This window comes from Streptococcus sp. DD12, assembly GCF_001578885.1.
Lineage (GTDB): Bacteria > Bacillota > Bacilli > Lactobacillales > Streptococcaceae > Streptococcus.
Genome location: NZ_KQ969495.1, coordinates 21890 through 41115 on the forward strand (window position 1 = coordinate 21890; position 19226 = coordinate 41115).

Below are 19226 nucleotides of genomic sequence, written 5' to 3' on the forward strand. Positions count from 1 at the left end.
TGCCTTTATCATCAGAATTGTTCTGACCGTTAAAAGACACGGTAAACATAAGGGTTTTTGGGTTGAGAGACGGTTTTACAGTCGGTGATATGTAGGACAGGGATATTTTCTTTGAGAGATTGGTGGTACTCCTGTGTGATCGTACCTGTCATGGTGACCCAAGTATTGTCAGCATAGTGAGTCGTGTTGCCAGTAGTGGCTAGGCCATAGACCCCCGAATCTGCGATACAGTGGATGATGCCAAAACGAAAGGCAAATTGGTAATTTTTAACTTTAGGGTCATTGTAGATGAATCCCGTATAGGTTACCGTTTTTCCGATAAATTCCTGTGGAAATTGATAGATAAGTTCCATGATTTCCATATAGTTATCAGATGTGATGGTGATAGATTGGGCTTTTTGATATTTAGCGAGTTCCTTTGCCATCTCAGTTGAATAGGCTGATTTGGTAAAGTAGGAGCTGGTATCTGGCTTAAGGTATTGGACGGTGGTTCCATCTTGACTGGTTCCACCTGTACTTCCTGCCGCTAATGGGAAATGGTAGCCTTTTGCGGACACTGTTGTGGCATCCAAGGTGACTGTAGGCACTAAAAGTCCAATAAATACAGGTAAAGCCAGCAGAACCATACTTGATAGACGTGCCTGCCAGCTACTTAGGTGGCTATGCCAATGCAGTTGCTTCATCCAGATGGTCAATTGAACCAGGGCGAGTAGAAAAGCAAAAAACATGGAAAGATAGGCCAGGTAAGTATAATGGCTATTGATGTACTGATTGAGCTTCCCTGTCAGTTGTAAGTACATGGTTAACTCAAAATAGCCTGCTAAGATAAGAAAACGTCGCATATTAGATAACCCCTACAATTAAACAATAAGAAAGAATGACAGCTACTGAGACACTGACAAAGGTAACAATGAAACGTGTTTTGAAGGCATGACCCATCATGAGGAGATTTTTAATATCCACTAATGGCCCAAAAAGCAAGAAGGCTAGAACAGGTGCCATGCCAAAAGTTGAGAGCAGGGAAGCACCAATAAAGGCATCTGCCTCACTACACAGGGATAAAATAAAGGCCAATAGCATCATGAGTAAAATGGCAATCAAAGGCGTCTGACTGATGCTCGTTAAGAGGCGCGTTGGCACATAAATTTGCATGCTAGCTGCCACCAAAGCACCGAAAACCAGGTAGCGACCTGTGTCGAAAAATTCATCTACCGCATGGGCTAAGGCTGCGAAAACTTTTTTAGGCCCTGTTGGGGCTAACTGGTCTTCGTCTTGGTGCCCTAACGGTCTCTCTGCAATTATCTGAGGTTTTAAAATCTGGTCATTGATGACAAAACCAAGAAGAATGCCCATGACATTGGCCACCAAGATGGCTCCGATAAAGCGCAGAAAAACATACCGCCAAGAATTCCCAAACGCAGAATAAGTCGCAAACAATACGATGGGGTTGATGATAGGTGCTGTAATCAAAAAAGGAATAGCAGTATAGGAGGGGACTTTCTTTTCGATAAAGCGTGTGATAATAGGGACAATGCCACACTCGCAAGAAGGGAAAACAAGCCCAGCCAAGGTTCCAAAAAGGATACGGAGCACCTTATTTTTGGGGAGAAATCCTTGGACGCGGTCAGGGGTCACATATACCTCAATGAAGCCTGATAAAATAGCGCCCATGAAAACAAAAGGTAGCGCTTCAATGATGATAGACAAAAAGATGGCCAAACATTGTAAGACGCTAGCTGGTAAATGGGAAAACAAGTTCATGCGTCCGTCTCTTTTTTAGTTGATTTTTTTGTCTGTTTAGGGTCTGGCTCCTGAGCGCCTTCTAGCTTAGGCAGCGTGGCAAAGTTTTCTAACATTTTTTCTAAGTCGTCATTTTTTCGATAAGTAATACCCATAGGGGACCTCCAAGTCTTGTAATGGATTTATTATACTACCAATCAGCGCATAAGTGAAAAATTTTGCTGACTTTTTCGAATAAAGGGATAGAAGGAGGTTGTCATGAGACAGGAGTTTTGTAAGTGGATTAAGGCCTATCGATGGCCTTTATGTTTTGGAATTTGTGCCTGCTTGCTCTTAGCAGTTTTGATCTTGTCAGGCCCGAAAGAGTCAACTGGTGTGGACCTTAATCACTACTCTGCGCTATCTAGCCAGTCTTCTACCACTGTTTCTCATCCATCTTCCTCACAGTCAGGTCAGTCGTCTAGTGAGGGGACGCTGGTTGTCGATGTCAAGGGGGCGGTCAAGCAGCCAGGCGTTTACGAACTGGCTTATGGGAGTCGAGTGACCGATGCGATCAAAAAAGCAGGAGGCTTTCAAGCTAATGCCAATCAAAAATCAGTCAATCTTGCCCAAAAATTACAAGATGAGGCTGTCATCTACGTTGCGAGTCAAGGGGAGGCTGTCTCCGAAGTGATCAGTGCTTCTACAGGTACGGCTTCTGAGACCAATACAGTTATCTCAATCGATGCTTCAGACAAGAAAATCAATCTCAATACGGCTACGGTAGCCGATCTTCAGACGATTTCTGGCATTGGGCAAAAGCGTGCGCAAGATATTATTGCCTATCGAGATAGCAAGGGCGGTTTTACATCGGTGGATGATTTAAAAGAGGTTTCAGGCATTGGAGACAAGACCTTTGAAAAAATTAAAGACGCTGTTACAGTGGACTAAAGGACGTTGTATATCACTGCCTCATGTCACCCTATTGGTCCTCTTATTTTATTATGCCTCTTTTGTCAACCATCCTTACTTATGGGGAGGCTGCTTGTTTGCTTGCTTTCTTGCCTATTGGCGCATGCCTAAAAAATGCTATGGCTTCACAAGTTTTGTTCTACTGACTTGCTTTGCTTTTATCCTGTGGCAAAGTTTTCAAGCGAAGCAAAAGGAGGCACAGGTCCCTGAGCAAGTCAGCCAAGTGACGCTTATACCAGATACTGTGACAGTCAATGGGGATCGCCTGAGTTTTCGTGGCTCTGATCAGGGACAGACCTATCAAGTTTTTTACCAATTCCAGAATCCACAGGAAAAGAGATGGTTTGAAGAAAATTTCCATAGTCTTAAACTGCAAGTGACGGCCAAGCTCGAAATGCCTGAAAGACAGCGGAATTTTCAAGGTTACGACTACCGTAACTACCTGCGGACACAAGGAATTTATCGGATTTTGCAGATTCGCTCTATTTCTTCAATAGACAGGGGAAACCTGGGGGTAAGAGGGGTCTTGGCGGAGTGGCGGCGGGCTTGTATTGTTCATATCCAAAAGCATTTTCCAGCGCCTATGCAACATTATATGACCGGCCTACTTTTTGGGTATTTGGATAAGTCATTCGACGAGATGAGTGAGATTTACACGAGTTTGGGGATTATTCATCTGTTTGCCCTCTCAGGCATGCAGGTTGGTTTCTTTTTAGCGGCTTTTCGCTTTTGTTATCTGCGTCTTGGTGGTTACCGAGATTGGCTTTTTTGGGGGCAGTTACCTTTTGCGGTGCTGTATGGGGCTTTAACTGGAGGGACAGTTTCTGTATTACGTAGCCTCACACAGTCGCAACTCTCTTTTTTAGGTTTGCGGTCTTGGGATAATTTAGCCTTGACGGTGCTTGTCTTAATTGGGCTGATGCCACAGAGTCTGCTCACAGCTGGCGGTGTCCTCAGTTTGGCCTATGCTTTTATCTTGTCTAGTTGTGATTGGGAAAAATGGCCAAAGATGACAGCCTTAGCCATGGAGATTGTCACCATTAGTTTGGGTGCCTTGCCAATTCTGCTCTATTATTACGGAATTTACCAACCCTTATCAATCCCTTTGACGGCCTTATTTTCCTTTGTCTTCGACTTGCTTATGCTACCAGGCCTGACATTACTTTTTATCCTTTCTTGTGTTTATCCTGTCACACAGGTCAATGGTAGTTTTAAACTCCTAGAACACGTGTTGACCTTTATTGAAAAAAACACTATACGTCCTCTGGTTCTGGGAAAACCGAGTCTTCTACTCTGTCTCTTGCTCTTAATCCTGCTTGGACTTTTGCTGGACTTCTGGTCAAAAAAATCCCTGCGTCTTAGCCTTGGTATCGTTTTGGTAGTCCTTTTTTTTAGTGTGAAATGGCCCCTTACTAATGAAGTAACCATCATTGACGTTGGGCAAGGAGACAGTATTTTCTTACGCGATATGAGGGGGAAAACCATTCTGATTGACACGGGTGGGAAGGTAACATTTGGCTCTAAAGACCCCTGGCGGTCGGGAACCTCAACGCCTAATGCTCAAAAGACAGTCATTCCCTATTTACAAGCGCGTGGTGTAGGGAAAATTGACCAACTGGTTTTGACACATACGGACACCGATCATGTCGGTGATTTACTAGAACTAGCTAAAAATGTCAAAATTGGTGAAATTTTAGTTTCTCCGGGGAGTCTAACGCAAAAGGATTTTGTCCAAACATTAAAAGCAAGCGGTAGCCGCGTGAACATTTTACAGGCTGGCGGTCGCCTAGCCATTATGGGAACTTATCTTGAATGTCTCTATCCTCAAAGAACAGGCGATGGTGGTAATAATGATTCCTTAGTCCTGTACGGTAGTCTACTGGGGCAACGGTTTTTATTCACGGGTGATTTGGAGGCAGAAGGCGAACAACAGTTGTTGCAAACCTATCCTAATTTACCAGTAGATATTTTAAAAGCAGGGCACCACGGTTCCAAAGGGTCAAGCAGTCCGGAATTTTTAAAAGCTATCAAAGCGAAACTAGCCTTGGTGTCTGCAGGTAAAAATAACCGCTACCAGCATCCCCATTTAGAAACCTTGGAACGATTTCAAGCCCAACAGATGGCTGTTTTGCGGACGGACCAACAAGGGGCGATTCGCTTCACTGGTTGGACCCATTGGCATATAGAGACGGTCCATGAAGCGGAATAAGGCTCTTTTGTGGTACAATGAAAGCATGTTACCCATCACAACGATAGACAATTTAACAGTGGCCCAATTGCCCCCAGTTACTGTACTAAGTGGCGAGGATAGTGGCCAGTACACGATTTTAAAAGAAAAGCTCTTGGCTCAGGTCGGCTACAACCCTGGAGATTTAACATATAGCTACTTTGACCTCTCTCAAGTAGCCTATGCAGAAGCGGCTTTGGATTTGGAATCATTACCTTTTTTCTCAGACCAAAAGATTGTGATTTTTGACCAGTTTCTTGACCTAACGACGGTTAAAAAATCCTATTTGGACGAAAAAGACCTCAAAGCATTTGAAGAGTATCTTTCAAACCCTGTCGAAAGCACACGTTTGATTATCTGTGCGCCAGGGAAGCTAGATGGCAAGCGGCGTCTGGTCAAATTACTCAAAAAAAAGGCATCCCTCATAGAAGCAACTCCTGTAAAGGAAGCGGATTTGCGCACCTACATGGCTAACCTTTTACAGGCTTCAGAATTGGAGGTATCAGCAGCAGATTTGGAAGTGTTTTTAGAAAAGTCACAATTTGATTTTGCGACGGCTCTTCAAAATAAGGAATTGTTGATTCAAGTCAAGGGGAGAGGGCCAGTTGATGCTAAAGACATCAGGGATATCCTGCCCCGTAGTTTGCAAGATGATATCTTTTTGTTGAGTCGTTATCTGCTCCAAAAAGAGATTGACCAAGCCCGTCAGTTGACGCAGGATTTGGTGATGCAAGGACAAGATGAGGTCAAATTACTGGCTGTTTTGCTTGGTCAGTTTCGCATGTATTATCAAGTGGGGCTATTGGTCAAGGCAGGGAAGTCGGAGAGTCAGATGATTTCATTGTTATCAGATGCTTTGGGGCGCAAAGTGAATCCCTACCAAGTGAAATTCGCTATCCGTGATAGTCGCGGTTTGTCGCTGAAACAGTTACGCCATTGTATGCTGACCCTCATCGAGACGGATTATGGGATAAAGACTGGGCAGTATGAGAAGGCCTATTTGTTTGATGTGGCTCTGCTAAAGATGGTCTGTGAATAGATTTTTTCAGTCAAATAAGTTGAAAGTCCCACAACTTTGCTATAAAATGTAGGCAACTAAGATGAAAAGAGGAATGGCTAATGACAATCCAATTACCTGAATTACCTTATGCTTATGATGCCCTTGAACCCTATATCGATGCTGAAACGATGAAATTGCACCATGACAAGCACCATGCGACCTACGTAGCCAATGCCAACGCTGCCTTGGAAAAACATCCAGAGATTGGTGAAAACTTAGAAAGTCTTTTGGCAAATGTCGATCGCATTCCTGAAGCTATTCGTCAAGCAGTCATTAATAATGGGGGTGGTCACCTCAACCATAGCCTTTTCTGGGAATTGCTGACACCTGAGTCAACAGACTTGTCAGCTGAGTTGAAAGCTGCTATTGATGAACGCTTTGGCAACTTCCAAAACTTCAAAGATGAATTTGCAGCAGCAGCTAAAACACGCTTCGGTTCTGGCTGGGCTTGGTTGGTTGTTGACAAAGACGGTAACCTGCAAGTTGAATCAACGGCTAATCAAGATACGCCTTTGTCAGAAGGGAAAACACCAATTCTTGCTTTGGATGTCTGGGAGCACGCTTACTACCTGAAGTATCGCAATGTTCGACCAGATTATATTGAAGCATTCTTCCACGTTGTCAACTGGGACAAAGTAAACGAACTTTACGCAGCCGCTAAGGCCTAATAAATGAAAAAAGTGAGCTGACTAGGCTTGCTTTTTGATTGCTGAAAATAGACTGCCTCTTTTAAAAAGGCTATTGACCGAAATTCCAGCATGCTAGGGGATGAAGTGCTTTACCAAAGATTTTTGAAACTGGTCGCAAAAAGCGTCGTGTTTTCTTCAAAAAGTCCCCACACAAGATTAACACATCCAAAAAGAGGCCTTTTCAATCAAGGTCTCTTTTTGGATGTGTTAATCTTGTGTGCGTCTAGTGACAAACATGGCATCGCCAAAACTAAAGAAGCGATAGTTTTCTTTAACGGCATGTGCGTAGGCAGATAAGACAAATTCGCGGCCTGCAAAAGCGGATACGAGCATGACTAAGGTTGATTTTGGCAGGTGGAAGTTGGTCGAAAAAGCATCGACAAGGGTAAAGCGGTAACCAGGTTTGATAAAAATATTGGTCCAGCCCGAGTCTGCTTGGATGTCTCCCTTAAATTTTTGGCCAATGGTTTCTAAGGTTCGGATAGAGGTAGTCCCAACTGCCACAATACGTCCACCAGCTGCCTTGGTTTCTCTTAACGTTTGGGCAGATGCCTCATCGAGTTGGTAAAATTCAGAGTGCATGGTATGCTCTGAAAGGTCATCGACAGAGACAGGCCGAAAGGTACCTAGGCCCACATGGAGGGTCAGATAGACCAGCTTTACGCCCTTGTTCTTGATACGTTCTAACAACTCAGGTGTGAAATGAAGACCAGCTGTCGGGGCAGCCGCTGAACCATTTTCCTTGGCATAGACCGTTTGGTATCGGTCTTTATCAGCTAACTTTTCATGGATATAAGGTGGAAGTGGCATCTCGCCCAGGCTTTCAAGCACTTCTAGAAAGATTCCCTGGTAGTGAAAGGTGACGATGCGTCCACCGTGGTCCAATTCTTGGCAGATGGTGGCCGTCAAACGCCCATCACCAAATGACACTTTGGTCCCGACCTTTAAGCGTTTGGCGGGTTTGGCGAGAACTTCCCACTGGTCATCCTGAGTATTTTTGAGGAGAAGAAATTCCACATGGCCATGTGTTCCTTCCTTTTCCCCGTGGAGACGCGCAGGTAGGACGCGGGTGTTGTTCATGACTAAGGCGTCCCCAGGGCTGAGGTAATCAATGATATGGTCAAAGTGGGTATCTGTCATTTGTTCGGTGACAGGGTCAATGACTAAGAGTTTGGAACTATCACGTTGCTCAAGTGGGGTTTGAGCAATGAGTTCTTCGGGGAGGTTAAAATCAAAATCGCTTGTTTTCAAATGGTATTCCTTCATTTCTAGCTAAACATACGTTCTCTATTATAGCATTTTATGACCGGCATTTCGAATATGAGGATAGGAGGTGTTTATGCTAACTGCCCGTTTGAAAACTGGCCAGCTTGTCCTAGCCCAAGACAGTACAAAAAATCAAGGCCCCTTTTATTGCCCTGCTTGTAAGAGTCTCCTGCGGTTGCGACAGGGGGAGATTACGGTCGCTCATTTTGCCCATGTCTCACGACAAGAATGTTCCTTTTGTTCAGAGAATGAATCATCGGAGCATTTGGGCTTAAAATCAGCCCTTTACCAAGCCTTGAGTGGTCAAGAAAAGGTGCAGGTGGAAGCCACTTTGCCTCAATTGGGACAAATTGCGGATCTTTTAGTCAACGACTGTTTGGCCTTGGAGGTTCAATGTTCTCCCCTAGCGTTTGAGCGCCTTCGTCAGCGAACCCAGGCCTACCACAGGCATGGCTATCAAGTGCTCTGGCTTTTGGGGAAGAAGTTATGGCTAAAGCACCGCTTGACTTCACTGCAAAAACAATTCTTGTATTATTCAGAAAATTATGGTTTTTACCTGTGGGAGCTCGATCAGGACATGAAGGTCTTGCGCCTTAAGTATCTCATCCATGAGGATTTGCATGGAACTGTCCATTACCTTCAAAGCGTTTTTTCCTTAGCTGATGTCACCTTGGATCACTTTCGTCGTCCCTTTGCAGCTCAGCCCATGCCACAGTTGGTATTTTATGAAGACAAACACATTAAAAACTATATTCAAGCCTGTTTGCTTCGACGGGATAAAAAATGGTTGCAACGTCAAGAAAAAGCTTATTTGTTAGGTGGCAATCTTTTGCAATTACCCCTTAAGGCCTTTTTCCCGCAGTGTCGCCCCCCTACTTGCCCAGAGGGGTTCTTGCAAATTTCGGCAGACCTAGGCAACTATCAGACAAATTTTGAGCACTTTTATAAAAATGCTGGTTACAGCTACCCTCAAAGGCTCTATCCTCCAGCTTATTATGCTATAATGAAGGCTAAGAAAGCGAGGTAATGACATGTCAGAAAACCGTAAGGGGTTACGAACGGAAGACACCTGGGATTTAAGTAGCATTTTCCCAACTGATGAAGCATGGGAGAAAGCCTATACTGCTTTGGAGGGGGCAATTGCCAAAGCAGCCCCTTTTAAGGGACACCTGCTCGATTCAGCGCAGTCCCTCTTAGAGATTACAGAAAGCTACATGGCCTTGAATCGCCAACTATCAAATGTTTATGTCTATGCTCACATGAAAAATGATCAGGACACAACAGTGGCGACCTATCAGAGTATGGCCAATAGAGCTTGGGGCTTGTATAGTAAGTTGGGAGAAGTTTTTTCCTTTTACCAACCTGAATTTTTGGCCATTGATGAGGCTACCCTCAAGGCCTACACAGAGCAGGAGCCTGCTTTAGCGCTGTATGCGCAATATTTCGATGACATGCTAAGAACCAAAGCGCATGTCTTGAGTCAAGCAGAAGAGGCTCTGCTAGCCGGTGCAGGGGAATTGTTTGCTACGGGAGCCGACACTTTTGAAATTTTAGATAATGCCGATATTGCTTTCCCTGAAATCACAGATGCCAAGGGAGAGACTGTTCAAATCACGCATGGCAACTATATGACCTTTTTAGAGTCTTCAGATCGCCGTGTTCGAAAAGATGCTTATGAAGCGCTATACAGCATTTATGAACAGTTCCAACACACTTACGCGAAAACCCTGCAAGCGACCGTCAAGTCACATAATTTCACAGCTAAGGTTCGTCACTACGCATCGGCCCGCCAGGCTGCCCTAGATGCCAATGCTATCCCTGAAGCTGTTTATGACACCATGTTGTCAGCCGTACGTAAGCACTTGCCCTTGTTGCACCGTTATGTGCAAATCAAGGCGAAAATCCTTGGTTTAGAGGATATCAAGATGTTTGATGTCAACACCCCTCTATCCCATTTTGATTTGGCTTTGCCTTATGAAGAGGCCAAGGCTAAGGCGGCTGAAGTCTTGACGGTATTTGGTGAGGACTACAGCCAAAAGGTTAATCGCGCCTTCAATGAGCGTTGGATTGACGTTTACCCGAATAAAGGGAAACGGTCAGGGGCCTATTCTGGTGGAGCCTACGATACCAATGCCTTTATGTTGTTGAACTGGCAAAATAATTTAGATGCACTATTTACCCTCATTCATGAAACGGGCCACAGCATTCATTCGACCTATACACGGGAAAGTCAACCCTATGTTTATGGCGATTATAGTCTCTTCTTAGCGGAAATTGCCTCTACGACTAATGAAAATATTCTGACTGAAACCTTGCTAAAGGAAGCCAAAAACGACCAAGAACGCTTTGCGATTTTGAATAACTACTTGGATGGCTTTCGTGGGACGGTCTTTCGTCAGGCCCAATTCGCTGAATTTGAGTTGCGTATCCATGAAGCCGATGCTGCTGGTCAAGTCTTGACCAGTGACTACCTCAATGGGCTTTATGCAGAAATCAATGAAGCCTACTATGGTCTTTCAAAAGAAGACAACCCACAAATCCAGTACGAATGGGCGCGCATTCCGCATTTCTACTATGATTATTATGTCTATCAATACGCGACTGGCTTTTGTGCGGCCTCTTATCTAGCCGAACGCATTGTCCATGGAACGCAAGCCGAAAAAGAAGCCTATCTTGATTTCCTCAAAGCGGGTAGTTCGGATTATTCGCTAAATATTATTAAGGCTGCTGGTGTTGATATGACCCAGGAAACCTATTTGGATCAAGCTTTTGCTCTGTTTGAAGAGCGCTTAACCGCTCTAGAAGAACTGGTGGACAAAGGTGTCTTAGAAACAAGTATTTAAAAAGGAGAAAGACAATGACATACCAAGAAGCCGTTAGTGTATTTACCCCAGTCAGTGCCAAAGAAGCCGCTCAAGGGATTAAGGAAGAAGAAGGTTACGTTTTATTTATCGGACGTTCGACCTGTCCTTACTGTCAACGCTTTGCCCCTAAATTGTCACAAGTAGCGCGTGAAGGTGGCGTGACGGTCCATTATTTAGCCAGTGATGATGCCGCTGACCAAGCAGGTATTTCAGAACTGCGTCAAAAATACAATGTGACAACAGTCCCTGGTCTTTTAGTTGGAGACAAGGGCGTCGCTCGTGTGGTCTGCGATTCGAGTTTAGCGCCAGATGAGATTTCTCTCTTTATTGGCTAATTTGCCTTGCTTGTCCTTGGCTTTTATGATAAGGTAATAAGCACAGGAAAATGTGAGGAGAACTACATGAACAGCTATACATTACTTATTGTCTTGGTCTTTATGGTGGCTTACTTTTATTGGAGCACGCGCCAACAACGTAAACGCATGAAAGAACAAGAAGAAAACCGCAAAAAGGCTTTGGTGAAGGGGGCTGAAATCGTGACCATCGGTGGTCTTTACGGTGTCATTGATGAAGTCGACTTTGAAAAAGACATTATGGTTTTGGACGTTGAAGGGGTTTATTTAACCTTTGAATTGCGAGCTTTTGCGCGTTTGGTAACGCCTGCAGTGACCAATGATGTCACAACGGATGACGTGGTACCTGTTGATGGCGAGGTGGCTCAAGTGAATGCTTCGGCTACAACAGAGGATGCTGCAAAGGCAGAGGAAGTTGTTGTTGCTTCCAAAGACCATCAAGACTAAATAAAACAATATGAGGACAAAAGTGTTATCGAATAGGGCCAGAAAGGTTTGTTTCGATGGCGCTTTTTCTTTGATTTTTGTTTGAAATCACTCACCAAAAGCAGTAAAATGAGGGTAACTTTTTAGGAAAGAGGTATCGGTTATGACAGTATCTGGTAAGGTCGCTTTTGTGACGGGTGGAGGTCAAGGCATTGGGAAAGCCATATGTGAACGCTTGGCTAAGGACGGTTTTAAGGTGGCAGTTGCTGACTACAATCTCGAAACCGCACAAGCTGTTGCAGAGGCTCTCACAGCCCAAGGACATCAAGCCTTGGCTATTCAGGTTGATGTGGCAGACCGTGAAGCCGTATTTGCTGCTGTTGATACCGCCAAAGAGAGCCTGGGTGGTTTTGACGTCATCGTTAATAATGCAGGCTTAGGTCCCCAAACCCCTATTGAAACAATCGATTATGAGGTTTATCGTCGGACTTACGACGTCAATGTCGGTGGTACTTACTGGGGGATTCAAGCGGCTGTCAAAGCTTTTCGTGAATTGGGCCATGGTGGTAAAATCATCAATGCTTCTTCTCAAGCTGGCCAGGTTGGTAATCCTGGTTTGGCGGTGTATGGTGGGACTAAGTTTGCCATTCGTGGGATTACACAGACTGCAGCCCGTGACCTAGCACCTTTGGGAATTACGGTCAATGCTTACTGTCCTGGAATTGTGAAGACACCAATGATGAACGACATCGCACAAAAGACTGCAGATGAGGCAGGCAAACCCTTTGAATGGGGTATGGAGCAATTTGCGCAAAACATTGCTCTGAAGCGCTTATCAGAACCTGAAGATGTTGCAGCCTGCGTTTCCTACTTGGCGGGTCCAGACAGCGATTATATGACGGGGCAAGCGCTTATTATTGATGGGGGTATGGTCTTTAACTAAGGGCTTCTGTACTTACTAAATAAAAACAAAATAAAAGGCACCTCGATAACTCGAGATGCCTTTTGTTGGGCTTTGTGATGATGTGTTAGTCTTGGCCAAAAAAGGCATTGTAGAGGGCTTTGAGAGAAGCCCGAACTTGGTCGGCTTTGACAAAGAACATGATAGAGAGTTCGCTAGACCCTTGTGAGAGCATCTCGATATTGATGCCATTTTCAGAGAGGGCCTTCGTAGCGGTCGCTGTCACGCCAACATGGTTATTCATATTTTCGCCGACTAAGGTGATAATAGAGAGATCGTGCTCGATATCGACCTCATCAACCTCGAGTTTGCGAACCAGTTGAGAAATGATTTCTTGTTCTTTGATTGGCGTTAACTCACGTTCACGGAGAATGATTGACATGTCATCAATGCCTGTTGGCATATGTTCAAAGCGAATGTTGAGGTCTTCTAGAATTTGTAGGACCTTGCGCCCAAATCCAACTTCTCGGTTCATTAGGTATTTGGACATATTGATGCTGACAAATTTATCATCCGCGGCAATCCCGACAACTGGTAGGGCATCCCCATGGTGCTCTAGAGTGATAGTTGTCCCTGGATGGCTAGGGTTGTTGGTGTTTTTGATGACCAAGGGAATCCGTCCGCGATAGGCAGGGATAAGGGCCTCATCATGTAGGACAGAAAAGCCTGAATAGGCCAACTCCCGCATTTCACGATAGGTGAGTTCCTTGATGGGACGAGGGTTGTGAATGACACCTGGGTGGGCTGAAAAAATCCCGTCAACATCGGTAAAGTTTTCATAGAGGTCAGCCTTGACCCCTGCAGCGACGATAGAACCTGTGATGTCAGAGCCCCCTCTAGAAAAGGTACAGATGTCACCATCGACAGTCACCCCAAAGAATCCAGGAATAATCAGCACATCTTCAGTGTCTTGGAGGGCTTCGAGTCGGTCATAGGATGAAGGCAAGAGCCGCGCATTGCCAGGCTCACTGCTGACGATGATACCAGCTTCCTTGGGGTGGACGTAGCGAGCAGAAATCCCGCATTTTCTAAAGAAGGCTGCTACGAGCTTAGCGTTATTATCTTCACCAGCTGCTAAAAAGGTGTCATACAAGAAGCGGTTGCCTTCGATAGGGAGGGTTGCCAACTGCATGATACTAGCTGAGATGCGATCTAACACAGCATGGTCTAAGCCCAATTCATCCACCATAGATTTGTAACGGTTGATAATCCAATCTTGGTCACTGTCGACAGATTGGCCATTGGTATAGTCGCGGTAGTATCGAATCAGGGCATCAGTGACCTTTGTGTCTTTGTCGTTACGCTTGCCGGGTGCTGAAACAACCACGAATCGTCTGGCATCATCTGCACGAACAATATCGAGGACCTTCTCCAATTGCGTCGCTGAGGCTAACGAACTCCCACCGAATTTGACTACTTTTCTTGCATTTTCTACGCTACGTTTCATGCCTAACTCCTAGTTATATAGTGCTTCCCATTATAGCAATTTTCTGACAATTTCACCAGCCTTTTTCAAAAATTCTCTTTTTCCTTTCCCATCTGGCCAGAATAAGGTAAAATGGGGGAGAAATCACATAAAGGAGTCGAGTTATGATTTTAATTACGGGTGCCAAGGGGCAACTAGGAACAGAATTACGTTACCTATTGGATGAGCGCAATGAAGACTATGTTGCGGTGGATGTCGCAGAGATGGACATTACAGATGCCGAAAAGGTAGAGCAAGTCTTTGCTGAAGTCAAGCCAACTTTGGTTTACCATTGTGCGGCCTACACAGCTGTTGATGCTGCCGAAGACGAAGGCAAGGAACTAGACTTTGCCATTAACGTCACAGGGACAGAAAACATTGCAAAGGCAGCGGCTAAGTACGATGCGACCTTGGTTTATATCTCTACTGACTACGTCTTTGATGGGGAAAAACCTGTCGGCCAAGAATGGGAAGTTGACGATCAACCAGACCCTCAAACAGAATACGGACGGACCAAACGCATGGGGGAAGAATTGGTGGAAAAATATGCCAAGAACTTCTATATCATCCGTACGGCTTGGGTTTTTGGAAATTATGGGAAGAATTTCGTCTTTACCATGCAAAATCTTGCCAAAACGCATAAAACCCTGACAGTGGTTGATGACCAGCATGGCCGTCCAACCTGGACACGGACTCTTGCTGAGTTCATGACTTATTTGGCAGAAAATCAAAAAGACTTTGGTTATTACCACCTGTCTAATGATGCAAGTGAAGACACGACTTGGTACGATTTTGCTGTGGAAATCCTTAAGGATACCGATGTTGAGGTCAAACCAGTGGACTCTAGTCAATTTCCAGCTAAGGCCAAACGCCCGCTAAACTCTACCATGAGTTTGAAAAAAGCTAAGGCAACAGGTTTTGTCATCCCAACTTGGCAAGAAGCCCTTAAAGAATTTTACAAACAAGACGTGAAATAAGTAAGAAAGAACCTGGCTGTGCCGGGTTCTTTTACATGACAGAAGCTTTTTGCCATTTATTTGTAATGGTGGTATAATAGGATGGATATTATGCCAAGAAAGGGAGGTGTTGGTGTGCGTCATGTATTTATTATTGGCAGTCGTGGCTTGCCAGCCCAGTACGGTGGCTTTGAAACATTTGTAGAAGCCTTGGTGTCTCATCAAAAAAACACCAACATCCGTTACCACGTGGCCTGTTTGAGCCGTGACAAGGGGGCCCAAGCCTTTGACTATAAGGGAGCGCGTTGTTTCCCTGTTTATGTCCCCAAATTAGGCCCTGCCAGCGTCATCGCCTATGATATGCTGGCCTTGAAACAGGCCTTTGCCTATGTACAGGCTGAAGGGATTGAGGCGCCGATTTTTTACATCTTAGGCAATACCATTGGTGGGTTTATTGGTCCATTTGCCAAAAAAATCCGTAAGCTAGGTGGTCAACTCTGGGTTAATCCTGACGGTCTGGAATGGCGACGGACCAAGTGGTCCAAGCCTGTACGGGCATACCTTAAATATGCTGAAAAAGGCATGGCCAAAAGCTGTGACCTAGTTATCTCCGATAATAAGGGAATTGAGCGGTATATCCAAGAACAATACCCAGCTAGCAAGACCTGTTTTATTGCTTATGGTACAGAAGCTAACTTCCCACAGTTGAGTGAGGACGATGAGCGCGTGCGAGACTTTTATCAAAAGGCACAGACCAAGGAAAAAGACTACTATCTCATGGTCAGTCGTTTCGTACCGGAAAACAATTATGAAACTATTATCCGTGAATTCATGGCCTCTCGTAGCCAACGGGCTTTGGTCATCATCTGTAACCAGGCTGAGCCAGGCCAAGCCTTTTACGAACTCTTGCGTGAACGAACAGGCTTTGATAGAGACCCGCGCGTGCGTTTTGTGGGAACCGTTTATGACCGTGAGCTATTGACCTACATTCGTCAGCAGGCCTTTGCCTACTTGCATGGACATGAGGTCGGAGGGACAAATCCTGGCTTGTTAGAAGCCTTGGCTAGCACAGACCTCAATCTGATCTTAAAAGTGTCCTTTAATCAGGAAGTGGCTCTAGACACCGCACGATACTGGACCAAGACGGCGGGTGACTTGAGCAGACTCATCGATCAGGTTGACAAGGAGACTGATTTTAAAGAGCTTGGCCAATCGGCTAAGGCACACATGCAGGACCAGTATAGCTGGGATAAAATTGTTCAGGACTATGAGGAGTTGATTGCCCATGAAGGTTAACATACTTTTGGCCGCCTACAATGGGGAGCGCTTCATCGAGGAGCAGATTGCATCTATCCAAGCCCAGACGTTTAGTGACTGGACCCTTTTAGTGCGAGATGACGGTTCTAGCGACCAGACACGGGCACTGGTCCAACAGCTGGCCAAAAAAGATTCGCGCATTCGCCTGATCGATGACGATAGCCAGGAGAATCTTGGAGTTATCAAGAGTTTCCACCGTCTCATGACATATGAAGAGGCAGATTATTATTTCTTTAGCGACCAAGACGATATCTGGGTGCCAGAGAAAGTAGCTCTCTGTCTAGAAGCAGCGCAAGGTTATGCGCTAGATCACCCCCTCTTGGTTTACACAGACCTCAAGGTAGTTAATCAGGACTTGGAGGTGCTCTCTGAGAGCATGATTCGTAGCCAATCTGGCCATCCTAACACGCAGCTGATTCAAGAGTTGACAGAGAACACCGTCACTGGTGGTACCATGATGATCAGCAATAGCTTGGCCCGATACTGGAAGCAAACCGAAGGTATTCTCATGCATGACTGGTACCTGGCCCTCCTGGCCAGTAGCCTAGGGCATCTGATTTATTTGGATCAGCCGACTGAACTCTATCGCCAGCACGATGCCAATGTCCTAGGGGCAAGGACCCTGACCAAACGGATACAGCATTGGATTCGGCCTCATCGCCTTGTCCAAAAGTATTGGGCCCTGATCACAAACAGTCAAAAACAGGCAGAGCCTTTGCTGGATTTGCCTTTGCCTGAAGATAAGTACGAATTGGTGCAAGCTTATCTCACGCTCCTAGACGGGAGCTTACTTGCGCGTTACAAGCGCCTCAAACACTTTGGATTTCGGAAAAATCGCGCTTTTCACACCCTCGTTTTTTGGACCTTGGTCGTGACAAAGTTTGGATATAGGAGTTAAATATGAAATTCTTTAGCCGAGAGAATCAAATTCTTCTGCGAGAGTTGGTCAAAACTGACTTTAAATTGCGTTATCAAGGGTCGGCCATTGGCTACCTTTGGTCAATTCTCAAGCCTATCATGCTCTTTGCTATTATGTATGTGGTCTTCATTCGTTTTTTACGTTTTGGAGCCGATATGCCTCACTTTGCGGTTGCCCTACTTTTGGGGATGGTAGCATGGACCTTCTTTAGCGAAGCGACAAACATGGGAATGATGGCCATTGTTAATCGCGGAGACCTCTTGCGAAAACTAAATTTTTCAAAACAGACAGTCGTCTTTTCAGCGGTGATTGGTGCTTTGATTAACTTTAGCATCAATGTGTTGGTTGTTCTAGTCTTTGCCCTTTTTAACGGCGTTCAGCTGACTTGGCAGGCCTTGTGGATGTTCCCTCTGACCCTAGAACTGGCTCTCTTGTCTTACGGAATTGCGCTCTTGTTGTCAGCCTTCTTTGTCCGTTACCGTGACATTGCTCCCATTTGGGAGGTTGTCATGCAGGCAGGTATGTATGCCACGCCTATCATCTACCCGCTGACTTTGATTTCCAACTCCTCTATGTTGGCGGCCAAAGCAGTGATGATGAACCCATTGGCGCAAATCATACAGGATATGCGTTATGTCCTCATCGACCACAACAACATTCCTGTTTGGCAAATCGTTCACAACCCCTTGTTGGTTGCCTTCCCTTACGTGATACCAGTTGTCGTCTTTGCAATCGGTTACTGGTATTTCAACCGTAACGCCAAGTATTTTGCGGAGATTCTCTAATGACAGACAATATTGCAGTAAAGGTTTCACATGTCAGTAAGTCTTTTCGTTTGCCGACGGAAGCCTCTCAAAGTTTGCGGACGACCTTGGTTAACCGTTTTCGAGGCATCAAGGGTTATACAGAACAGCATGTGCTTCGGGACATCGATTTTGACGTCGAAAAAGGTGACTTTTTTGGGATTGTGGGACGTAACGGTTCAGGCAAGTCAACCCTTCTAAAAATTATTTCTCAGATTTATGTTCCTGAAAAGGGACAGGTTACCATTGATGGCAAACTGGTTTCCTTTATCGAGTTGGGCGTTGGTTTCAACCCAGAGTTGACCGGTCGTGAAAACGTTTATCTTAACGGCGCTATGCTTGGCTTTTCGAGTGAAGAAGTCGACGCCATGTATGATGACATTGTCCACTTTGCGGAGCTGGAAGATTTCATGAATCAAAAGCTCAAAAACTATTCCAGCGGGATGCAAGTCCGTCTGGCCTTTTCCGTTGCTATTAAGGCTGAGGGGGACATCCTCATCCTGGATGAAGTCCTGGCCGTTGGTGACGAGGCGTTCCAGCGCAAGTGTAATGATTACTTCCAAGAACGGATGAAGTCTGGTAAGACCACCATCTTGGTCACTCACGACATGGGCGCAGTTAAGAAATATTGTAACAAAGCAGTCCTGATTGAAAATGGCTTGGTCAAGGCTCTGGGAAATCCAGACGATGTGGCTAACCAGTATAGTTTTGATAATGCGAGTCAACCAGCAGCTAAGGTAAATGCCGAGGAAACTGCAGAAGAAGAAGCCGAGGTTGCAGACAAGAGTGACGAAAAACTATTGGTGGATAATCTAACGGTTGAGCTCTTGTCAGATGCGATGATGCATCAAAATGATGAAGTCGTCTTTCGTGTATCTTATGATGTTTTGGAGGACACGCACACGCATGCCGTCTTTTCGATGACAGATATCGACCGAAACATCTGGATTTATAACGATAATTCCTACGACACGCCTACGTTAACGAAAGGGCATAAAGAGCTGACTTACCGTTGTAGTCTAGCAGCGATAAACAACCTCAAATTGAAACTGCAAGTGACGGTACTAGGAGCGTCACGGGAAATGTTGGCCTATGCCAGTGAGGTTAACGCGCCACTCATTATGGTCAATCGTGATGATATTGACTCGTCTGATTTTTCAGCAGTGGACTCAGCCGCTGGGCTAATCCACCGGAATGGAAGCTGGGAAATCAAGGAAAATTAGTCGAGG

The 19226-nt window shown here is 45.2% G+C and carries 18 protein-coding genes and 1 pseudogene; 14 read left to right on the forward strand and 5 right to left on the reverse strand.

Annotated elements, in window-relative coordinates; genetic code table 11:
* Window positions 1-29 precede the first annotated feature (29 nt).
* From STRDD12_RS00110 to STRDD12_RS08465, 3 genes are read right to left on the reverse strand one after another with little or no spacing between them, the layout of a single operon-like run.
* Window positions 30-842: a TIGR03943 family putative permease subunit gene (locus tag STRDD12_RS00110; RefSeq protein WP_066913740.1), complete on the reverse strand. Its 813-nt coding sequence runs from the start codon at window positions 840-842 to the stop codon at window positions 30-32.
* A gap of 1 nt (window position 843) precedes the next feature.
* Window positions 844-1761: a permease gene (locus STRDD12_RS00115; protein WP_066913743.1), complete on the reverse strand. Its 918-nt coding sequence runs from the start codon at window positions 1759-1761 to the stop codon at window positions 844-846.
* Window positions 1758-1895 carry an SPJ_0845 family protein gene (locus STRDD12_RS08465; protein WP_197456636.1) on the reverse strand — a complete coding sequence of 46 codons (138 nt, stop codon included), beginning with the start codon at window positions 1893-1895 and terminating at the stop codon, window positions 1758-1760. The genes STRDD12_RS00115 and STRDD12_RS08465 overlap by 4 nt, the downstream gene beginning before the upstream one ends.
* 325 nt (window positions 1896-2220) lie before the next feature.
* On the opposite strand from STRDD12_RS08465, the pseudogene STRDD12_RS00120 reads away from it, so the two are divergent.
* From STRDD12_RS00120 to STRDD12_RS00135, 4 genes and pseudogenes are all read left to right on the forward strand, one after another.
* A pseudogene (locus STRDD12_RS00120) lies at window positions 2221-2670 on the forward strand (helix-hairpin-helix domain-containing protein); the annotation flags it as partial.
* A complete protein-coding gene (locus tag STRDD12_RS00125) occupies window positions 2654-4900 on the forward strand; it encodes a DNA internalization-related competence protein ComEC/Rec2 (protein WP_066916144.1) in 2247 nt (748 codons plus the stop codon). The pseudogene STRDD12_RS00120 and the gene STRDD12_RS00125, both read left to right, overlap by 17 nt.
* 25 nt (window positions 4901-4925) lie before the next feature.
* A complete protein-coding gene (holA, locus tag STRDD12_RS00130; RefSeq protein WP_066916146.1) occupies window positions 4926-5957 on the forward strand; it encodes a DNA polymerase III subunit delta in 1032 nt (343 codons plus the stop codon).
* An 80-nt stretch (window positions 5958-6037) separates the two neighbouring features.
* Window positions 6038-6646 carry a superoxide dismutase gene (locus STRDD12_RS00135; RefSeq protein ID WP_066913749.1) on the forward strand — a complete coding sequence of 203 codons (609 nt, stop codon included), beginning with the start codon at window positions 6038-6040 and terminating at the stop codon, window positions 6644-6646.
* A 228-nt stretch (window positions 6647-6874) separates the two neighbouring features.
* Here STRDD12_RS00135 and queA read toward each other — a convergent pair whose 3' ends face one another.
* Window positions 6875-7918 carry a tRNA preQ1(34) S-adenosylmethionine ribosyltransferase-isomerase QueA gene (queA, locus tag STRDD12_RS00140; protein ID WP_066913752.1) on the reverse strand — a complete coding sequence of 348 codons (1044 nt, stop codon included), beginning with the start codon at window positions 7916-7918 and terminating at the stop codon, window positions 6875-6877.
* 88 nt (window positions 7919-8006) lie between these two features.
* On the opposite strand from queA, the gene STRDD12_RS00145 reads away from it, so the two are divergent.
* The 5 genes from STRDD12_RS00145 (at window position 8007) to STRDD12_RS00165 (ending at window position 12519) form a co-directional block, all read left to right on the forward strand.
* Window positions 8007-8960 carry a competence protein CoiA gene (locus STRDD12_RS00145; protein WP_066913755.1) on the forward strand — a complete coding sequence of 318 codons (954 nt, stop codon included), beginning with the start codon at window positions 8007-8009 and terminating at the stop codon, window positions 8958-8960.
* Between the two features lie 4 nt (window positions 8961-8964).
* Window positions 8965-10776 carry an oligoendopeptidase F gene (gene pepF / locus STRDD12_RS00150; RefSeq protein ID WP_066913758.1) on the forward strand — a complete coding sequence of 604 codons (1812 nt, stop codon included), beginning with the start codon at window positions 8965-8967 and terminating at the stop codon, window positions 10774-10776.
* Window positions 10777-10790: 14 nt separating this feature from the next.
* A complete protein-coding gene (gene traF / locus STRDD12_RS00155) occupies window positions 10791-11132 on the forward strand; it encodes a DUF6568 family protein (RefSeq protein ID WP_066913761.1) in 342 nt (113 codons plus the stop codon).
* A 66-nt stretch (window positions 11133-11198) separates the two neighbouring features.
* Complete coding sequence (yajC, locus tag STRDD12_RS00160) at window positions 11199-11597, forward strand: preprotein translocase subunit YajC (protein WP_082753023.1); 399 nt, start codon at window positions 11199-11201, stop codon at window positions 11595-11597.
* 142 nt (window positions 11598-11739) lie between these two features.
* Window positions 11740-12519 (forward strand): (S)-acetoin forming diacetyl reductase, encoded by a 780-nt coding sequence (locus STRDD12_RS00165; RefSeq protein ID WP_066913764.1) that lies wholly within the window; start codon window positions 11740-11742, stop codon window positions 12517-12519.
* An 85-nt stretch (window positions 12520-12604) separates the two neighbouring features.
* Here STRDD12_RS00165 and STRDD12_RS00170 read toward each other — a convergent pair whose 3' ends face one another.
* A complete protein-coding gene (locus STRDD12_RS00170) occupies window positions 12605-13984 on the reverse strand; it encodes an aspartate kinase (RefSeq protein WP_066913767.1) in 1380 nt (459 codons plus the stop codon).
* A 143-nt stretch (window positions 13985-14127) separates the two neighbouring features.
* On the opposite strand from STRDD12_RS00170, the gene rfbD reads away from it, so the two are divergent.
* From rfbD to STRDD12_RS00195, 5 genes are all read left to right on the forward strand, one after another.
* A complete protein-coding gene (rfbD, locus tag STRDD12_RS00175; protein ID WP_066913770.1) occupies window positions 14128-14979 on the forward strand; it encodes a dTDP-4-dehydrorhamnose reductase in 852 nt (283 codons plus the stop codon).
* Between the two features lie 114 nt (window positions 14980-15093).
* Window positions 15094-16254 carry a beta 1-4 rhamnosyltransferase Cps2T gene (gene cps2T, locus STRDD12_RS00180; RefSeq protein ID WP_066916148.1) on the forward strand — a complete coding sequence of 387 codons (1161 nt, stop codon included), beginning with the start codon at window positions 15094-15096 and terminating at the stop codon, window positions 16252-16254.
* Window positions 16244-17173, forward strand: a complete 930-nt coding sequence (locus STRDD12_RS00185) for a glycosyltransferase family 2 protein (protein ID WP_066913773.1) — start codon at window positions 16244-16246, stop codon at window positions 17171-17173. Before cps2T ends, STRDD12_RS00185 begins: the two co-directional genes overlap by 11 nt.
* A 2-nt stretch (window positions 17174-17175) precedes the next feature.
* Window positions 17176-17979: an ABC transporter permease gene (locus STRDD12_RS00190; RefSeq protein WP_066913776.1), complete on the forward strand. Its 804-nt coding sequence runs from the start codon at window positions 17176-17178 to the stop codon at window positions 17977-17979.
* Complete coding sequence (locus STRDD12_RS00195) at window positions 17979-19220, forward strand: ABC transporter ATP-binding protein (RefSeq protein ID WP_066913779.1); 1242 nt, start codon at window positions 17979-17981, stop codon at window positions 19218-19220. Before STRDD12_RS00190 ends, STRDD12_RS00195 begins: the two co-directional genes overlap by 1 nt.
* The last annotated feature ends 6 nt before the right edge of the window (window positions 19221-19226 follow it).

What these genes read in the sequence shown, in the direction of transcription:
- STRDD12_RS00110 (WP_066913740.1), bottom strand. Translation starts at nt 842, where the DNA reads ATGCGACGTTTTCTTATCTTAGCAGGCTATTTTGAGTTAACCATGTAC.
- STRDD12_RS00115 (WP_066913743.1), bottom strand. Translation starts at nt 1,761, where the DNA reads ATGAACTTGTTTTCCCATTTACCAGCTAGCGTCTTACAATGTTTGGCC.
- STRDD12_RS08465 (WP_197456636.1), bottom strand. Translation starts at nt 1,895, where the DNA reads ATGGGTATTACTTATCGAAAAAATGACGACTTAGAAAAAATGTTAGAA.
- holA (WP_066916146.1), top strand. Translation starts at nt 4,926, where the DNA reads ATGTTACCCATCACAACGATAGACAATTTAACAGTGGCCCAATTGCCC.
- STRDD12_RS00135 (WP_066913749.1), top strand. Translation starts at nt 6,038, where the DNA reads ATGACAATCCAATTACCTGAATTACCTTATGCTTATGATGCCCTTGAA.
- STRDD12_RS00145 (WP_066913755.1), top strand. Translation starts at nt 8,007, where the DNA reads ATGCTAACTGCCCGTTTGAAAACTGGCCAGCTTGTCCTAGCCCAAGAC.
- pepF (WP_066913758.1), top strand. Translation starts at nt 8,965, where the DNA reads ATGTCAGAAAACCGTAAGGGGTTACGAACGGAAGACACCTGGGATTTA.
- traF (WP_066913761.1), top strand. Translation starts at nt 10,791, where the DNA reads ATGACATACCAAGAAGCCGTTAGTGTATTTACCCCAGTCAGTGCCAAA.
- yajC (WP_082753023.1), top strand. Translation starts at nt 11,199, where the DNA reads ATGAACAGCTATACATTACTTATTGTCTTGGTCTTTATGGTGGCTTAC.
- STRDD12_RS00165 (WP_066913764.1), top strand. Translation starts at nt 11,740, where the DNA reads ATGACAGTATCTGGTAAGGTCGCTTTTGTGACGGGTGGAGGTCAAGGC.
- STRDD12_RS00170 (WP_066913767.1), bottom strand. Translation starts at nt 13,984, where the DNA reads ATGAAACGTAGCGTAGAAAATGCAAGAAAAGTAGTCAAATTCGGTGGG.
- rfbD (WP_066913770.1), top strand. Translation starts at nt 14,128, where the DNA reads ATGATTTTAATTACGGGTGCCAAGGGGCAACTAGGAACAGAATTACGT.
- STRDD12_RS00185 (WP_066913773.1), top strand. Translation starts at nt 16,244, where the DNA reads ATGAAGGTTAACATACTTTTGGCCGCCTACAATGGGGAGCGCTTCATC.
- STRDD12_RS00190 (WP_066913776.1), top strand. Translation starts at nt 17,176, where the DNA reads ATGAAATTCTTTAGCCGAGAGAATCAAATTCTTCTGCGAGAGTTGGTC.
- STRDD12_RS00195 (WP_066913779.1), top strand. Translation starts at nt 17,979, where the DNA reads ATGACAGACAATATTGCAGTAAAGGTTTCACATGTCAGTAAGTCTTTT.